The sequence below is a fragment of the Streptomyces sp. NPDC054770 genome, assembly GCF_053611985.1.
The window spans coordinates 73,008-87,063 of the sequence record NZ_JBSHBL010000009.1; the positions used below are offsets into that span (position 1 = coordinate 73,008).

Consider the following 14,056-nt stretch of genomic DNA (forward strand, 5'->3'; position numbering starts at 1 on the left):
CGAAACACATATGACACACCGTCAGGAGTCGTCCCGCCGGCTCTCGAAGAGGCCGTGCTTGAGGAAGTCCCGCATGGCCTCCTGCGACTCCGGTTCGGCGGGCAGCAACTGCCCGATGTCCGCGGTGCCGGACAGCAGCGCCGACGGCGACAGGCCCAGCGGCACATGGTCGAAGACCATGGAGTCGATCTCGGCGAGTGCCGCGGCCCGTGCCTCGGCGATGGTGGTCTTGAGGACGTCGGCCAGTTCCTTGGGCGTCATCCGCCGGAACGCGCCGGTCGGGAAGTCGATGTCGACCAGCTCGCCGCGGGCGCTGACGGTCGCCTTCACCACCCGCCGCGGCGCCGTCGCGGTGCCGGTGACCCGGTTGATACGGTGCCGGACCGAGTCGGCCTCGTCCCGTCGTGCGCGGTAGTCCGCCAGCAACTGCTCGATCTCCTGCTCGTACCCGGACAACGCCCGTCCTCCGTCCCGCGTGGTTCTGTCAGGGGCACCGCTCCCCGCGGCCGTACCCGCGTCCAGTCAGCCCCGGCCCGGGCCGCGACTTCCAGTTCCTTCCGGGCGCTCGTCCCGTTCGTACTCCCGGATGTGTCCGTACGGCCTTGTCGCGGGGCCGTCACAGGAAGCCGTCGTCGGTGTCGTCCGGGGCTCCCCAGACCCCGTTGTCCTGCACCAGGAGGTCGGCGGCGCTGACGGCGGCCGGCTTCCGCTCGTCGTCCTCGCCCTCCCCGCCGTCCTCCCCGTCCTGTTCGTCGAGTTCCGGGTCGTAGGGGACGTCCGCGCACATCAGGCCGCCCACGGGCGGGCCGAAGCCCTCCGGGGTGCCCGGCCCCGAGGGGTGCCGGCGGCTGGGCTGCCAGGTGACCAGGCCGGACGACGGCGCCGTCGCGTCGCTTCGCGCGCCCGTCGCGCCCGCATCCCCCGTCCAGGTCTCCTCGTCCTCCCGGGAGAACCGCGCGGCCGGCCCGTCGGCCTCCTCCTCGACGGCGGTGCTCAGCAGCAGCGGAACGAAGGAGCCGTCCGTACGGTCCCAGGCGGCGAAGTCCTCCTCGGCCTCCGTGGCCGCCGCTGCCAGGGCCTCCTCGGCGGGGGCCTCCTCGGCAGGACCGGGTGCCGGGGGCTCCGTGTCCGGCGCGGCCTCTTCCCGGGTCCGGCCGGTGCGGCCGCTCAGCGCGACCGCGGCCACCAGCGCGGCCTCACCCAGCAGCGCCGCCTCGCGGGACGGTGGTTCCGGCGGCGCGCCGAGCGAGGGTTCGTCCGTCGCCGGGTCTGCCCACGCGGCCCACTCGGTCTCCTCGGCCGACAGACCGGCGGTCTCCGATGCCCGTCCCGACTCCGGCTCCGGCTCCGCGCCCCGGCGCCCGTCCGCCTGAGCCGGCAGGCTCAGCGCGGCGCCGCCCGCCGCGACCGCTCCACCGGTCTCCTCCACGGAACCCGCCGGCAGACCGCCGTCCTCCTCCCACGGACCACTGCTCCCGTCGAGGAGGCCGGAGGAGTCGCTCGGCTCCGCGGTCCCGGAAGCGGCCCCCGCCGCCCCCGGCGCGCCCATGCCCGAGGGCAGGAACGGCATCCCAGAGCCCGCCCCGGCGGTGCCCGCCGCCGGCTCCTCCGCGGCCGGGAAGGCGCCGACGCCGTCCGGGAGCGCCGACGCCGTCGCCGTCGGTGTCGACGTCGGCAGGTCCAGGCCGGCCGTCCCGGGCAGCGCCGCGGTACCCGCGGTCGGCACGTCGACGGAGTCATCCGTACCCGACGTGCCCGTCCACGGCTCCGCCACATCGTCGAGGAGACCGGAGGAGTCGCTCGGCTCCGCGGTCCCGGAAGCGGCCCCCGCCCCCGGCGCGCCCATGCCCGAGGGCAGGAAGGGCATCCCCGTGCCCGTGCCCGCGCCCTGCCCGGCGGCACCCGGCGGCAGTTCCTCGCCGCCCGGGAACGCCGTCGGTGTCGAGGTCGGCAGATCCAGGCTGCCGGTTCCGGGGAGCGCCGCCGTGTCCGCCGTGGGCATGTCGACGGGATCCGTGCCCGTCGAACCCGTCCACGGCTCCGCGGCACCGTCGAGGAGGCCGGAGGAGTCGCTCGGCTCCGTGAGCCCGGAAGCCGCTCCGGCAGCTCCGGGCGCCCCCATGCCGGAGGGCAGGAAGGGCATCCCGGTGCCGGTGCCGGTGCCGGTGCCCGCGCCCGAGGTCGCGTCCGGCACCGCCACATCGGTGGCTCCGGGGAACGCCGCCGGAGTGGTCGTCGGCAGGTTCGCGCTGCCGTCGGCCGTGGGACCGGACGACTCCAGGCCGAGGCCGCCCGGGAACGCCGACGGGGTGTCCAGCCCGCCGGTGCCGGGGAGGCCCGCGGAGCCGGAGCCGGTGCCGATGCCGGTGCCGGTGCCGGTGTCGGTGCCGGTGCCGGTGCCGGTGCCGGTGCCGCCGAGGCCGGTGTCGCCGGGGAAGGCGGCGGGCAGTTCGTCGTCGGTGAAGGCGGAACCGCTGTCGGCGAGGCCGGGGTTGGCCGACGCGGAGTCCCCCGTGCCGGTGTTGCCGGAGAACCCGGGCAGCGGGAGCGCGGTCGCCGTCTGGGGGTCGAAGCCGCCGGTACCCGTCCCCGTACCCGTACCGGTGTCCCCGGGAAAGCCCGTGACGTCACCGCCCAGTCCGGCCGGGTCCACCCCCGAGCCCACCGCCGGGTCCACCCCGGTACCCGTGTCACCGGGGAACGGGGAGGCGTCGCCGGAGAGCCCGTCGATACCCGCACCCGCACCCGTGCCGGTACCGGTGTCCCCCGGGAAGGCGGAGACGTCACCGGGCAGTCCGTCGGTACCGATGCCGGTGTCCGCGCCGGTGCCGGTGCCGGTGTCCGTGCCGGTGTCGCCGGGGAAGGCGGACGGCGTGGCCAGGAGGTTGTCCGGCGACAGGCCGTCCGCGGTCGGCGCTCCCCCGCCGCCGTCGGCGGCGCCGCCGGTGTCGAGCGCGCCCGAGAAGGGCGTGGCGGCACCGTCGCCGCCGAGCCCCGCGGCACCGTCCGCCGCAGGGTTCGGGTCGAGACCCGCACCGGAGCCGGTGTCGAGCCCCGCGCCGGTGTCCGGGTCCAGGCCGCTGCCGGTGTCCGGGGTGGAGAGGCCGTCCGGCACCGAGGTGTCGGGCAGGGGGTCCGTGGCAGGCGCACCGTTGGCCGGACTGCCGATCGGCGAGGGCGACTTGATGTTGTCGATGGTGACCCGGTAGTTGCCGGCAAGGCTCTTGAGCACCTTGCGCATGTCGTTGGTCATCATCTCGACGAGCTGCGGCTTCTGGCTGATCGGGATGAGACCGTTGCTCATCGGCTTGACGCCCATCTGCTGCGCCTGGTTGGCGTACCAGGCGTCGATCTCCCCGATCAGGCGCTGCGCGTTGGCCAGGTTCACCGCGTTGTCGGCCACCTGCTGGGGGACGTTGTGCGCGCCGGTGGCGCCGCCAGCCAGGGCCTCCACGTTGGCCTGCACCTGCTTGGAGAACCCGTCGATCATGTCCACGAAGGCGTCGGCGGCGGCGCCCTGCCAGGGTCCGTTGTCCCCCGCGAGTGCCTTGGACTGGGCGGTCAGCGACTGGGCGACGGTGTCGAGGACGCCCTGCACCTCGGCCAGGATGTCGGCCGCGTCCTGCAGCGACTGCGGGGAGGCCACCGCGGCGGCGTGGTCCTCGTTGGCCTGGCTGTGGACGCCAGCCGACATACCGACGATGGCGGCCTGGATCTGCTTCCAGTCCCAGTTGTCGTAGTCCGACGTGGAGCCGGGGTCGCTGCCGCTGTCCCCGTAGACGGCGCCGTCGCTGCCCTGGGTGAACCCGCCGCCGTTGTACTTGTCGTTGTTGTCGGGCATGGCGTTCCCGTCTTGTCAGGCCCTGCCGTGGGCGGGAGGGGAGGGCCCGCCCACGGTGGGTCAGCTGCCCTTGGTGCCGTCGGGGCTGTTCGATCCGCTGCCGGACGACCCGCTCGACGTGCCACTGGATGGGGTGGTCGATCCGCCGTCGTCCTTGGCCAGCGCGTCGAAGTCGGCCTGCGCCGGCTGCATGGCCTTCGTCAGGGCGCTCACGTCGACGAGGGACGCGTCATGGACCTTGCTGTACTGGCCGGCGATGTCCCGGACGCCCTTGGCGATGTCCGTCAGACCCTCGGTGAGGTCGTGCAGGACGGCCATCAGGCTCTTCTTCAGCCCGTCGTCCCCGTTGGGTCCGTTCAGGTCCTTCCGGATGACGTTGCCGTCGTAGAAGGCGCCGGCGTGCACGTCGATGCCGCCGAGGCGGTCCAGGGCCTTCTGGACCGGGTCGACCAGCTGATCCATGTTGGAGGCGAAGACCTCCATCGGCTGGGTGTCGACCTGGGTCTTGCTGCCGCTGCCGCTGCCGGAGGGCACGGCCGGCGGCTGGAACTTCCCGGCGTCGGGGTTCACCGTGCCGTGGCCGGGATCGATCTGGGTCGGCCCGGAGTACGGGTCGGGCGTGGTCTTGACCGGGGGCGTGCCGGGCGCCGGATGCCCCGGGTTGGCGGGATCCATGCTCAGTTCCCCCAGATCTGCACGCCCTTGCGCTCTCCGTCGCTGTAGTAACCGTTGATGTTGCCGAGCGTGGTGGTGGCGTTGCCGGCCAGCCGGGTCATCTCCGCGGCGGCGGCGTCCCACTGCGCCTTGACCTCGGTGTAGACGTTGCGCGCGTCGCTGGTCCACTCGCTCAGCGAGCTCTGGGCCTGCTGCTCCAGGTCGGAGAGGGTCTGGTTGATCTTCTGGGTGATGGCGCTCATCTCACCCACGATGGTGTCCACCTGCTGCATGTCGACGCTGTAGGTAGGCATGGTGGTGTGCTCCTTGTCTCGGAAGTCCGCGGTCAGATCTGGAAGTTGGGCAGACCGTTGCCCATGGCGCTGCGGACCCCCGTGGCGCTGTCCAGGGTGGTGCCGTGCACGCCGTCGTACACGCTGGTGTTCGCGACCAGCTGGTCCAGCATCTTCTGGAGCGCGGCGTTGACCTTGCTGAAGTCGGCCAGCCACTCCTGCATGGCCTGCTGGAAGACGTTCGACGCGTCGCCGCTCCAGCTGCCCACCAGACTGGAGATCTGCCCGTCCATCTGGCTGTAGGCACTGGTCGTGTGCCCCAGGGCGTCCTGGAAGGCTCCCCGGGCGGTGATCATTCCCTGAATATCAACCTGGGTGGAGGCCACGCCTCCTCCTTTCGGTAGGCCGTCGCGACGACCACCGACACGCACGCGCACGGGGTCGCCGACTGATCCGACTCCCATGGTGGGCAACGGCTGCGGACGGCAGCCCGCCGAACCCGGGCGGCTGCCCGGCTGCTTGGCAGATCTGCCTGTCCGTGCCCGGATCCGACGCCCGGGCCGGGCAAGGGCTCCGGCGTCGGACACGGTCGGCCGCTCAGCCGGAAGTGCTGCGGGCGGCCGCGCGCCGGGCGTCGGCGGCGGCCGGTTGCCGTTCGTCGTCGGCGGTCGCCGTGAGCGGGACCCCGGCCGCCGCGGTGAGTTGGCGGAGCAGGTGCGCCAGCGCTTCCCCGTCGGCCGTCTCGTCGAACAGGCGGGTCTGGTCGGCGCTGACGCGGTGCGCGGCGCGGCGGTGGAGGTCCTCGCCGCGCGGGGTGAGGTGGAGCAGGACACGGCGGCGGTCGTGGGGGTCGGGGCGGCGGTGGACCAGGTTGTCGGCGACCATGCGGTCGACGAGCTTGGTCAGGCTGGGTGCCGGCATCAGGGCGTGGTCGGCGATCTCGGACATCGGGTGTCCCCGGCCGTCCCCGACGAGCGACAGGACGCGCCACTCCTCGACCGTGCAGTCCTCCTCGGCCAGTACCGCGGCCAGCCGCCGCACGACCCGCCGCTCGGCATGGCTGAGGAGGTGGGCGAGGTCCGGCGAGGAGGGTACGGACGGCATTGCCGGTGTCCTTCCGGTAGGTCTACTGTGCGCGCAGAATACGAGCCTCCGCGAGGGCGCCGGGGCCCGGGACCGGAATCCGCGTTCCCCATGCCCGCACGGAGGTGGCCGATGCGTCCGGCGCCGCCGAGTGGCGTACCCGGCACGCTGCTGCTCGCCCTGGTCGTGCCGTTGCAGGGGCCGGCCGGGGTCTTCGGGCCGTCCTGCGAGTCGGCCGCGCGGCTGGCGGTGGAGGAACTGAACGCCGTCGGCGGGGTGCTGGGCCGGGAGGTGCGGCTGGTCACGGTGGACGGCGGGGCGCCGCCGGCCCGGGTGGCGGCCGAGGTCGGGGCGCTGGTCTCGCTGGGCGCCGTGGACGGGGTGGTGGGCTGGCACACCTCGGCGGTACGGCAGGCGCTGCTGCCCCGGGTCGCGGGCCGGGTGCCGTACGTCTACACCGCGCAGTACGAGGGTGGCGAGCGGACTCCCGGCGTGTTCCTGACCGGTGAGACCGACGTGGCCCAACTGCGGCCCGCGATGCGGCTGCTGGCGGAGTCGGCCGGGGTGCGGCGCTGGTGCACGGTGGGCAACGACTACGTGTGGCCCCGGGTGACCGCCCGTACGGCGCGGGCGTATGCGCGGGAGTGCGGCGGGCGGGTGCGGGACGAGGTGTTCGTGCCGCTGGGCACGGACGGGTTCGGGCCGGTGCTGCGCCGGATCGAGCGGTGTGAGGCGGACGCGGTGCTGATGCTGCTGGTGGGGGCGGACGCGGCCCGCTTCAACCGGGCGTTCGCCGGCTACGGGCTGCACCAGCGGTGCCTGCGGCTCAGCACGCACATGGACGAGAACATCCTGCTGGCCACCGGCGCGGACGGCACCGACGGGCTGTGGGCGGCGGCCGGCTTCTTCGAGACCCTCGCGACCGCCGAGAGCCTCGACTTCGGCGCCCGGCACGCGGCCCGGTTCGGTGTGCACGCCCCGGTGATGGGGAGCCTGGGCGAGTCGTGCTTCGAGGGGGTGCGGCTGCTGGCGGCCCTGGCCGAGCGGGCCCGGTCGCTGGACGTGCGGGCGATGTGCGCGGTCGGGGACGCGGTGTCGTACGAGGGCCCGCGGGGCGTGGTGCGGCTGCGCGACAACCATCTCGCCCAACGGCTGTACCTGGCACGGGCGGACGCCTTCGACTTCCATGTCGTCGCCCAACTCTGAGGTCAGTCCCGGCGCTTGCCGATACTTCCCCCGGGAAGTATCAAGCTTTGTCTTTTAAAGCAGGTGAAACGTTCGGGAAACAGCGCACCGCGACTCTTCCGTGCAAACGACCGGGGACGAGAGAGGAACGAGTCGTGACGGAGATCGTCGGCAAAGAGGCGCCGCCGGCCGTGGCGGACGGTGGGACGGCCGGTGCGGGAACGGACGGCCCGGGGGCGGACGGCAAACGGACGTACAACGACTGGGCGCAGAACGACACGCTGGAGGACTACTCGCTGCGGTACGCGCCGAAGTCCTTCCGGCGCTGGACCCCCTACGTGGTGGCGACCACCGCGCTGGGCGGCATCGCCTATCTCGCGGACTTCGCGATCGGCGGTTCGATCGCCATCTCCAACGGCTTCTCCAGCGCGATGGTGGCGATCCTGACCGCGGCCGTGGTCATCTTCCTCACCGGCATCCCGATCTCGTACTACTCGGCCAAGTACTCCATCGACATGGACCTGTTGACCCGGGGCGCGGGCTTCGGCTACCTCGGCTCCACGCTGACCTCGGTCATCTACGCCAGCTTCACCTTCATCTTCTTCGCCCTCGAAGGCTCGATCATGGCGCAGGCCCTGGAGCTGGGCCTGCACATCCCGCTCGCCGTCGGCTACCTGATCTGCTCGGTCATCATCCTGCCACTGGTGATCTACGGCATGACCGCGCTGTCGAAGATGCAGGTGTGGACGCAGCCGGTGTGGCTGGTGCTGATGGTGGCGCCGTTCGTGTCCATCGCGATCCAGGAGCCGGGCAAGTTCTCGGAGTTCACGCACTTCGCGGGCAACTCGCCGACCGGGTCGAGCATCAGCATGCTCGGGGTGGGCGCGGGCGCGGGTGTGGCGCTGTCACTGATCGCACAGATCGGCGAGCAGGTCGACTACCTGCGGTTCATGCCGGACAAGACGCCCGAGAACAGCAGGAAGTGGTGGGGTGCGGTGCTCTCCGCCGGTCCGGGGTGGGTGGTGCTCGGGGCCGCCAAGCAGATCGGCGGCGCCTTCCTCGCCTTCTACATCGCCGGCAGTGTGGGCCTGGCCAAGGCGAACGAGCCGATCCAGCAGTACGTGTCCGGCTTCAGGACGTTCGCCGCGCCCGTCGCGCTGGGTCTCGCCACGTTCTTCGTGATCCTCTCCCAGATAAAGATCAACTCGACGAACGCGTACTCCGGTTCGCTGTCCTGGTCGAACTTCTTCTCCCGGCTGACGCACCGTCACCCCGGGCGCGTGGTCTACATCTTCCTCAACGTCGGCATCGCGCTGGCCCTGATGGAGGGCGGCGTCTTCGGCTTCCTCAACACCGTCCTCGGCTTCTACTCCAACGTGGCGATCGCCTGGATCGGCGCGGTCGTCGCCGACCTGGTCATCAACAAGCCGCTGAAGCTCAGCCCGTCGTACATCGAGTTCAAGCGCGCCCATCTGCACAACTTCAACCCGGTCGGCTTCGGTTCGATGCTGATCGCGTCGGCTGTCTCGATCGCCGCGTACTTCAACGCGTTCGGGGAGTACGGCAAGGCGTACTCCCCGTTCATCGCGCTGTTCCTGGCGATGGTGCTGTCGCCGCTGTTCGCGGTGCTGACCAAGGGGAAGTACTACATCGCCCGCGTCGACGACCTGGCCGAACCGCTGCTCGGCCCGGACGGGCTGCCGTCGGCGGCCACGCTGACCTGCACGGTGTGCGCGACCGACTTCGAGCGGCCGGACGTGGCGGGCTGCCCGTTCCACTCGGGCGCGATCTGCTCGCTGTGCTGCAGCCTGGAGAAGGACTGCCACGACTCCTGCAAGACCGGCCCGGTCGCGCTCGCCATGCCGACGGTACGGTCCGCGGACTGACCGAGGCCCGCCGCCACAGCCACTACCGCTCCGGCTCGCGCCCTGTCGCGCGGGCCGGAGCTCCCGTTCGCAGGCCGTCCATGACGAGCCTGATCTGGCGGTCGGCCTGGCCCTTCCAGTCGCCGGCCACGTCCAGCCGCAGCAGGCCTCCCATGACCCGGACCACGTCGGCCGTCTCCATGTCGGACCGCAGCGTCCCGGCGGCGACGCCCGCGGTGAAGAGCGTGTCGATGGTGTCGTAGACCTTCGAGTACGACTCCTCCGCGCCGCCCGAGCGCAGCGCCTCGGACATGTGCTGCTTCGTGACGAGCAGGCCCGCCAGCCGGCCCATGAACTCGCTCAGCGCCCGGTCCGGCGGCAGGGTCGCGAGAAGGTCCGCCGCGTCGGCGCACAGCTGGTCCACCTCGTGCTCGTAGGCCGCGAGGACCAGGGACTCCCGGGTCGGGAAGTGCCGGTAGAGGGTGCCGATGCCGACCCCGGCCGCCTTGGCGATGCTGTCCAGCGGCACGTCCTTGCCGGTGCGCGTGAACTCCGCCAGGGCCGCCGCCACCAGCTTCTCGCGGTTGCGGCGGGCGTGGGCGCGCACGGGCCGTGCGGGTCCCTGTTCGTTCATGCCGTACTCCCCTCCAGGCCGGTCACCGTACCGGGCATTCTGCCCACTTGCTTACCGGAGGATCCTCCATTAACGTCATTGCTACCGGAGGATCCTCCGGTATCCCCATCGTACGCACCGCGCACATCGAACGGAGTCATTTCCATGAACACGGTTTCTCTCGGTGACCTCACCACCTCCGCCCAGGGGCTCGGCTGCATGGGCATGAGCGAGGGATACGGCCCGACCAGCTGGGACGACGCGATCGCCACCATCCACCGGGCCCTCGACCTGGGTGTCACCCTCATCGACACCGCCGACGCCTACGCCTTCGGGCACAACGAGGTGCTGGTGGGCCGGGCCATCGCGGGCCGGCGGGACGAGGTCCGGCTCGCCACGAAGACCGGTATCGACCGCATGGGCGGCGACACCTGGGCACTGCGCGGCGACCCGGGCTACATCAGGCGCGCCTGCGATGCCTCCCTGCTGCGGCTGGGCGTCGACCACATCGACCTCTACTACCTGCACCGGCCGCCGCAGAACGCCGAGATCGAGGAGTCCGTCGGCGCCATGGCGGAGCTGGTGAAGGAGGGCAAGATCCGGCACATCGGCCTGTCCGAGGTGAACGGCGAACTGCTGCGCCGCGCCCACGCCGTGCACCCGGTCACGGCGGTGCAGAGCGAGTACTCGATCTGGTCCCGGGACGTGGAGACGACCGTCGGGGACGCCCTGCGCGAGCTGGGCGTGGCCCTGGTGGCGTACTCGCCGCTCGGCCGCGGCTTCCTGACCGGCACGGTCGACGTGACCGCGCTGCCGGCCGGCGACGCGCGGCGGCGGCTGCCCCGGTTCCGGACGACGGACAACGACGTGATCGCGGACACCGTCCGCGCCCTGGCGGAGGCGAAGGGCGTGGCGCCGGCGCAGCTGGCCCTGGCCTGGGTGCAGGCCAGGGGCGCGCACCTCGGGGTTCCCGTGGTGCCGATCCCGGGCACGAAGCGCGTGAAGTGGCTGGAGCAGAACGTGGCCGCCGCGGGCATCGAGCTGACCGCCGACGAGACCGCCGCGCTGGACGGGCTGGCCGCGCGGACGGTGGGCGGCCGCTACTGAACGACGACGCCCCCCGAACCGGGGCGAAGCCGCCCGCGCCGGGGACGCGGTGACTGTGACCGCCCTCACATGATCCGGGTCGAACTTCCCCTTCTCCGCCCCGTCCTGCCGGTGTCCCAAGAACCCGCAGTACAGGGAGAAGAACATGACCACGCCCCTGACCGATCCCCTGGCCGGTCCCTTGGCCACCGGAACGCACACCGTCGAGGTCGACGGCCTCGTGCAGCGGTACCACGTGCACGGCACGGGGCCGGTGTGCGTCGCGCACTCCGGTGGCCCGGGCATCGACTGGGAGTACCTGCGCATGCCCGAGCTGGAGCGGCACCTGACGGTCGTCTACCCGGAGCCGGTCGGCAGCGGGGCCTCGGACCGGCTGCCGTCCCACCCCAACGGCTACACCCGGGCCCGCTACAGCCGGTTCCTCGGCGCGCTCCTCGACCACCTCGGCGTTCCCGAGGTGCACCTGCTGGGCCACTCGCACGGCGGCTTCGTCGCCCAGTACCACGCCCTGCACCACCCGGAGCGGCTCGCCGGGGTGATCCTGTACGACAGCCTGCCGGTGACCGGTCCCGAGCACGGCGCCGAGACCGTGCGCCAGGTGGAGGCGTTCGCCGAGCGGCACGCCGGCCACCCCGGGCTCCCCGAGGTCCTGGCCGCCTTCCGGGCCATCCCCGCCGCCACCGACGACGCGGCGCAATCCGCTGTCGCCCAGGGGCTGTTCCCCGCCTACTTCGCCGACTACTGGGGCCGGGAGCAAGGGTTCGGGCCGGTCCGGGCCGCCGTGCGGGCCACCTACATCTCCGGTCTGGACGAGGACCTGTCCCCGATCCTCATCGACGACCGCGCCGACCTCGGCAAACTCACCGTGCCCACCCTCGTGCTCGTCGGCCGCCACGACTTCATCTGCGGCGTGCGCTGGGCCGAGGAACTGCACACCCTGGTCCCCGGCTCGGAGCTGGTGATCCTGGAGAACAGCGGGCACTTCGGCCACCTGGAGGAACCCGCGGCCTTCGCGGAGACGGTGACCCGGTTCGTGACGACCGGCCGTTAGGCGATCCGGCTCCCCGAGAGAACGACCCGAAAGAGAATCAGACCCATGACCACATTCGTTCAGCCGGCCGTCGCCGAACAGTCCGAGGCCGAAGCGCTCTTCCGCTTCCAGACCGGGGCGCCCGACTCCGTCCGCACCGCGCTCGGCATGAGTGCCGCACGCATCGGCGGCGGAGTGGTGCTGTCGATGACCGACGACGTCACCCGCTTCTGGAGCAAGGCCCTCGGCTTCGGGGTCAGTACCCCCGTCACCGCGGACGTCATCAGGGAGGTGTGCGACTTCTACCGCGCGGCGGGCACCCCGCAGGCCGTCCTCCAGATCGCCCCGGCCTTCCTGCCCGAGGACTGGGCGGACATCTGCGAGCGGGAGGGCATCACCGCGTCCGACTCGTCCTGGGTGAAGCTCGTCTGCCCGGTCGAGGAGGCCGTCGCCCGCGCCGACGCGCCCGGCCGCTCCCCCGACGGGATCCTCGTCGCCCCCGTGGCGGCCGAACAGGCCAACGTCTGGGGCGAGGTGATGATGACGGCGTTCGGGATGCCGGTCGAGCCGTACGCGCGGATGGCGGCCGGCAGCGCGGGGCAGTCCGGCTGGCATCCCTACGCGGCCTGGCTGGAGGGGGAGTTGGTCGGCACGGGCACGATGTACGTCCGCGGCGAGACGGCCCAGTTCTTCGCCGGTGCCGTCCTGCCGCACGCCCGTGCGCGCGGCGGCCAGAGCGCGCTGCTGGCCGCCCGCGCCCGCAGGGCACAGGAGCTGGGGTGCCGGACGCTCGTCGCCGAGACCGGCGTCGAGGCCCCCGGAACCCACAACTCCTCCCTGCACAACATGTTCCGCCTCGGCTTCGAGCCTGCCTACGAACGCCGCAACTGGAGCTGGCAGCCGGCCGCCTGACCCGGCGGCACCGCGCCGGACGACGCGTCCCGCCCGCTCGACGCGTGCCGCTCAGACGACGCGTGCCGCCGCTTCGGCGGCGGCACGCTGCGCGGCCGTACGGTCGGTGCGGACCGTCTCGCCGTCCGCCACCACCTGCTCGCCCGCGACCCAGACGTCCCGGACCGCGCGGGAGCCGGCCGCCCACATGAGGTTGGCGAGCAGCCGCTCGTCCTCGACGTCCACACCGGTCGCGAACTGCGGTCCGTCGACCGAGACATGGACCATGTCCGCCCAGTTGCCCGGGCGCAGGGCTCCGATGTCGGTCCGGCCGAGGGCCGCGGCGCCCACCGAGGTCGCCATGAGGAAGGCGTCGGCGGCGGTGAGCGCCAGCGGGTCGCCGGTGCCGAGGCGGCTGAACATCATCGCGAGCCGCGCCTCCTCCCACAGGTCGAGGTCGTCGTTGCTCGCGGGCCCGTCGGTGCCGAGGCCCACGGTGACGGACGCGGCGCGCAGGGCGTGCACGGGGGAGGTGCCGGAGGCGAGTTTGGCGTTGGAGCCCGGGCAGTGGGCGACCCCGGCGCCCGATTCCGCGAACAGCCGGATGTCGGTGCCGGACAGGTGCACGGCGTGGGCCGCGAGCAGCCGCCCGTCCAGGAGCCCGGTGTCGTGCAGGAGCCGGGGGACTGAGCCGTGCCGGGCCCGCAGTTCGGCGTCCTCGGCCTGGGTCTCCGCGACGTGGATGTGGACCAGGGCGCCCCGCGGGCCCGCCTCCTCGGCCGTCGCCCGCAGGGCCTCGGGCGGCAGGGTGTAGGCGGAGTGCGGGCCGTAGCAGAGTTCGATGCGCTCGCCCGGGCCGAAGCGCAGGCCGTCGGCGTCGATCCACTTGCCGATCCCGTCGACGGCACTGCGCCAGCCGTCGCCGGGCCGGTCGAAGTAGGCGGGCGCGAGCAGGACCCGGCTCCCGGCCGCCAGCGCCGCGTCGGCCACCGCCTCGGCGTGCGCGTACATCTCGGCGCTGGTGGTCACGCCGTAGCGCAGCATCTCGACACAGCCGAGGAGCATGCCGGCATGGGCGTCCCGGGACGTCATGCGTGCCTCGGCCGGCCACACCGCGTCCTGCAGCCAGGCCAGCAGCGGCAGGTCGCCGCCGAGGCCCCGCAGCAGGGTCATCGGGGAGTGCGCGTGGGTGTTGACGAGTCCCGGGGCGAGGATGCCGGTCAGGGCGGTGCGCGGGTGGGCGTCCGGGACCGGGGGCGCGTCGGCGGCCGGACCGCAGTAGGCGATACGGCCGTCGGGGCCGACGTCGACCGCCGCGTCCCGGAGCACGGAACAGGACGGGTCGGCGGGCAGGACGACAGGGGCGAGGAAACGTCGCGAAACAGCCATGAGGGGGGAATGTCCAATGCGTGGTGGGGCGTTCGGTGGCACGCGGCAGCGCACCGCGCTGCGCGGACAAGACGCCGACGCCGCCCACAAGTTCGCCCGCGCCGC

The 14,056-nt window shown here is 72.7% G+C and carries 13 protein-coding genes; 5 read left to right on the forward strand and 8 right to left on the reverse strand.

Going from position 1 to position 14,056, the window contains the following annotated elements; genetic code table 11:
• Window positions 1–21: 21 nt before the first annotated feature.
• The 6 genes from ACWGKQ_RS11030 to ACWGKQ_RS11055 form a co-directional block, all read right to left on the reverse strand.
• Window positions 22–456: a YbaB/EbfC family nucleoid-associated protein gene (locus ACWGKQ_RS11030; RefSeq protein WP_453291591.1), complete on the reverse strand. Its 435-nt coding sequence runs from the start codon at window positions 454–456 to the stop codon at window positions 22–24.
• Window positions 457–616: 160 nt separating this feature from the next.
• The gene (locus tag ACWGKQ_RS11035) at window positions 617–3,841 is read right to left on the reverse strand and encodes a WXG100 family type VII secretion target (protein WP_453291592.1); all 3,225 of its coding nucleotides are present in this window, start codon (window positions 3,839–3,841) and stop codon (window positions 617–619) included.
• A gap of 60 nt (window positions 3,842–3,901) precedes the next feature.
• Window positions 3,902–4,516: a hypothetical protein gene (locus tag ACWGKQ_RS11040; RefSeq protein ID WP_453291593.1), complete on the reverse strand. Its 615-nt coding sequence runs from the start codon at window positions 4,514–4,516 to the stop codon at window positions 3,902–3,904.
• 2 nt (window positions 4,517–4,518) lie between these two features.
• Complete coding sequence (locus ACWGKQ_RS11045) at window positions 4,519–4,809, reverse strand: WXG100 family type VII secretion target (protein WP_453291594.1); 291 nt, start codon at window positions 4,807–4,809, stop codon at window positions 4,519–4,521.
• Between the two features lie 32 nt (window positions 4,810–4,841).
• Window positions 4,842–5,174 (reverse strand): WXG100 family type VII secretion target, encoded by a 333-nt coding sequence (locus tag ACWGKQ_RS11050; RefSeq protein ID WP_453291595.1) that lies wholly within the window; start codon window positions 5,172–5,174, stop codon window positions 4,842–4,844.
• 211 nt (window positions 5,175–5,385) lie between these two features.
• Window positions 5,386–5,892: a MarR family winged helix-turn-helix transcriptional regulator gene (locus ACWGKQ_RS11055; RefSeq protein ID WP_453291596.1), complete on the reverse strand. Its 507-nt coding sequence runs from the start codon at window positions 5,890–5,892 to the stop codon at window positions 5,386–5,388.
• A gap of 111 nt (window positions 5,893–6,003) precedes the next feature.
• Between ACWGKQ_RS11055 and ACWGKQ_RS11060 the strand changes: the two genes are divergently transcribed.
• Window positions 6,004–7,077 carry a substrate-binding domain-containing protein gene (locus ACWGKQ_RS11060; protein ID WP_453291597.1) on the forward strand — a complete coding sequence of 358 codons (1,074 nt, stop codon included), beginning with the start codon at window positions 6,004–6,006 and terminating at the stop codon, window positions 7,075–7,077.
• A gap of 134 nt (window positions 7,078–7,211) precedes the next feature.
• Window positions 7,212–8,942: a hypothetical protein gene (locus ACWGKQ_RS11065; RefSeq protein ID WP_453291598.1), complete on the forward strand. Its 1,731-nt coding sequence runs from the start codon at window positions 7,212–7,214 to the stop codon at window positions 8,940–8,942.
• A 22-nt stretch (window positions 8,943–8,964) separates the two neighbouring features.
• Here the strand turns inward: ACWGKQ_RS11065 and ACWGKQ_RS11070 are convergent, their stop codons facing one another.
• Window positions 8,965–9,555 carry a TetR/AcrR family transcriptional regulator gene (locus ACWGKQ_RS11070; RefSeq protein WP_453291599.1) on the reverse strand — a complete coding sequence of 197 codons (591 nt, stop codon included), beginning with the start codon at window positions 9,553–9,555 and terminating at the stop codon, window positions 8,965–8,967.
• Window positions 9,556–9,699: 144 nt separating this feature from the next.
• On the opposite strand from ACWGKQ_RS11070, the gene ACWGKQ_RS11075 reads away from it, so the two are divergent.
• The 3 genes from ACWGKQ_RS11075 to ACWGKQ_RS11085 all read left to right on the forward strand — a co-directional run bounded on the left by ACWGKQ_RS11075 (window position 9,700) and on the right by ACWGKQ_RS11085 (window position 12,583).
• On the forward strand, window positions 9,700–10,641 hold the full coding sequence (locus ACWGKQ_RS11075; RefSeq protein ID WP_453291600.1) for an aldo/keto reductase: 942 nt from the start codon (window positions 9,700–9,702) through the stop codon (window positions 10,639–10,641).
• A 145-nt stretch (window positions 10,642–10,786) separates the two neighbouring features.
• Window positions 10,787–11,692, forward strand: a complete 906-nt coding sequence (locus ACWGKQ_RS11080) for an alpha/beta fold hydrolase (protein WP_453291601.1) — start codon at window positions 10,787–10,789, stop codon at window positions 11,690–11,692.
• Window positions 11,693–11,737: 45 nt separating this feature from the next.
• Window positions 11,738–12,583: a GNAT family N-acetyltransferase gene (locus ACWGKQ_RS11085; RefSeq protein WP_453291602.1), complete on the forward strand. Its 846-nt coding sequence runs from the start codon at window positions 11,738–11,740 to the stop codon at window positions 12,581–12,583.
• Window positions 12,584–12,634: 51 nt separating this feature from the next.
• Here ACWGKQ_RS11085 and ACWGKQ_RS11090 read toward each other — a convergent pair whose 3' ends face one another.
• Window positions 12,635–13,951 (reverse strand): amidohydrolase family protein, encoded by a 1,317-nt coding sequence (locus ACWGKQ_RS11090; RefSeq protein WP_453291603.1) that lies wholly within the window; start codon window positions 13,949–13,951, stop codon window positions 12,635–12,637.
• Between the last annotated feature and the right edge of the window lie 105 nt (window positions 13,952–14,056).

What these genes read in the sequence shown, in the direction of transcription:
- ACWGKQ_RS11060 (WP_453291597.1), top strand. Translation starts at nt 6,004, where the DNA reads ATGCGTCCGGCGCCGCCGAGTGGCGTACCCGGCACGCTGCTGCTCGCC.
- ACWGKQ_RS11055 (WP_453291596.1), bottom strand. Translation starts at nt 5,892, where the DNA reads ATGCCGTCCGTACCCTCCTCGCCGGACCTCGCCCACCTCCTCAGCCAT.
- ACWGKQ_RS11035 (WP_453291592.1), bottom strand. Translation starts at nt 3,841, where the DNA reads ATGCCCGACAACAACGACAAGTACAACGGCGGCGGGTTCACCCAGGGC.
- ACWGKQ_RS11085 (WP_453291602.1), top strand. Translation starts at nt 11,738, where the DNA reads ATGACCACATTCGTTCAGCCGGCCGTCGCCGAACAGTCCGAGGCCGAA.
- ACWGKQ_RS11070 (WP_453291599.1), bottom strand. Translation starts at nt 9,555, where the DNA reads ATGAACGAACAGGGACCCGCACGGCCCGTGCGCGCCCACGCCCGCCGC.
- ACWGKQ_RS11075 (WP_453291600.1), top strand. Translation starts at nt 9,700, where the DNA reads ATGAACACGGTTTCTCTCGGTGACCTCACCACCTCCGCCCAGGGGCTC.
- ACWGKQ_RS11080 (WP_453291601.1), top strand. Translation starts at nt 10,787, where the DNA reads ATGACCACGCCCCTGACCGATCCCCTGGCCGGTCCCTTGGCCACCGGA.
- ACWGKQ_RS11045 (WP_453291594.1), bottom strand. Translation starts at nt 4,809, where the DNA reads ATGCCTACCTACAGCGTCGACATGCAGCAGGTGGACACCATCGTGGGT.
- ACWGKQ_RS11090 (WP_453291603.1), bottom strand. Translation starts at nt 13,951, where the DNA reads ATGGCTGTTTCGCGACGTTTCCTCGCCCCTGTCGTCCTGCCCGCCGAC.
- ACWGKQ_RS11040 (WP_453291593.1), bottom strand. Translation starts at nt 4,516, where the DNA reads ATGGATCCCGCCAACCCGGGGCATCCGGCGCCCGGCACGCCCCCGGTC.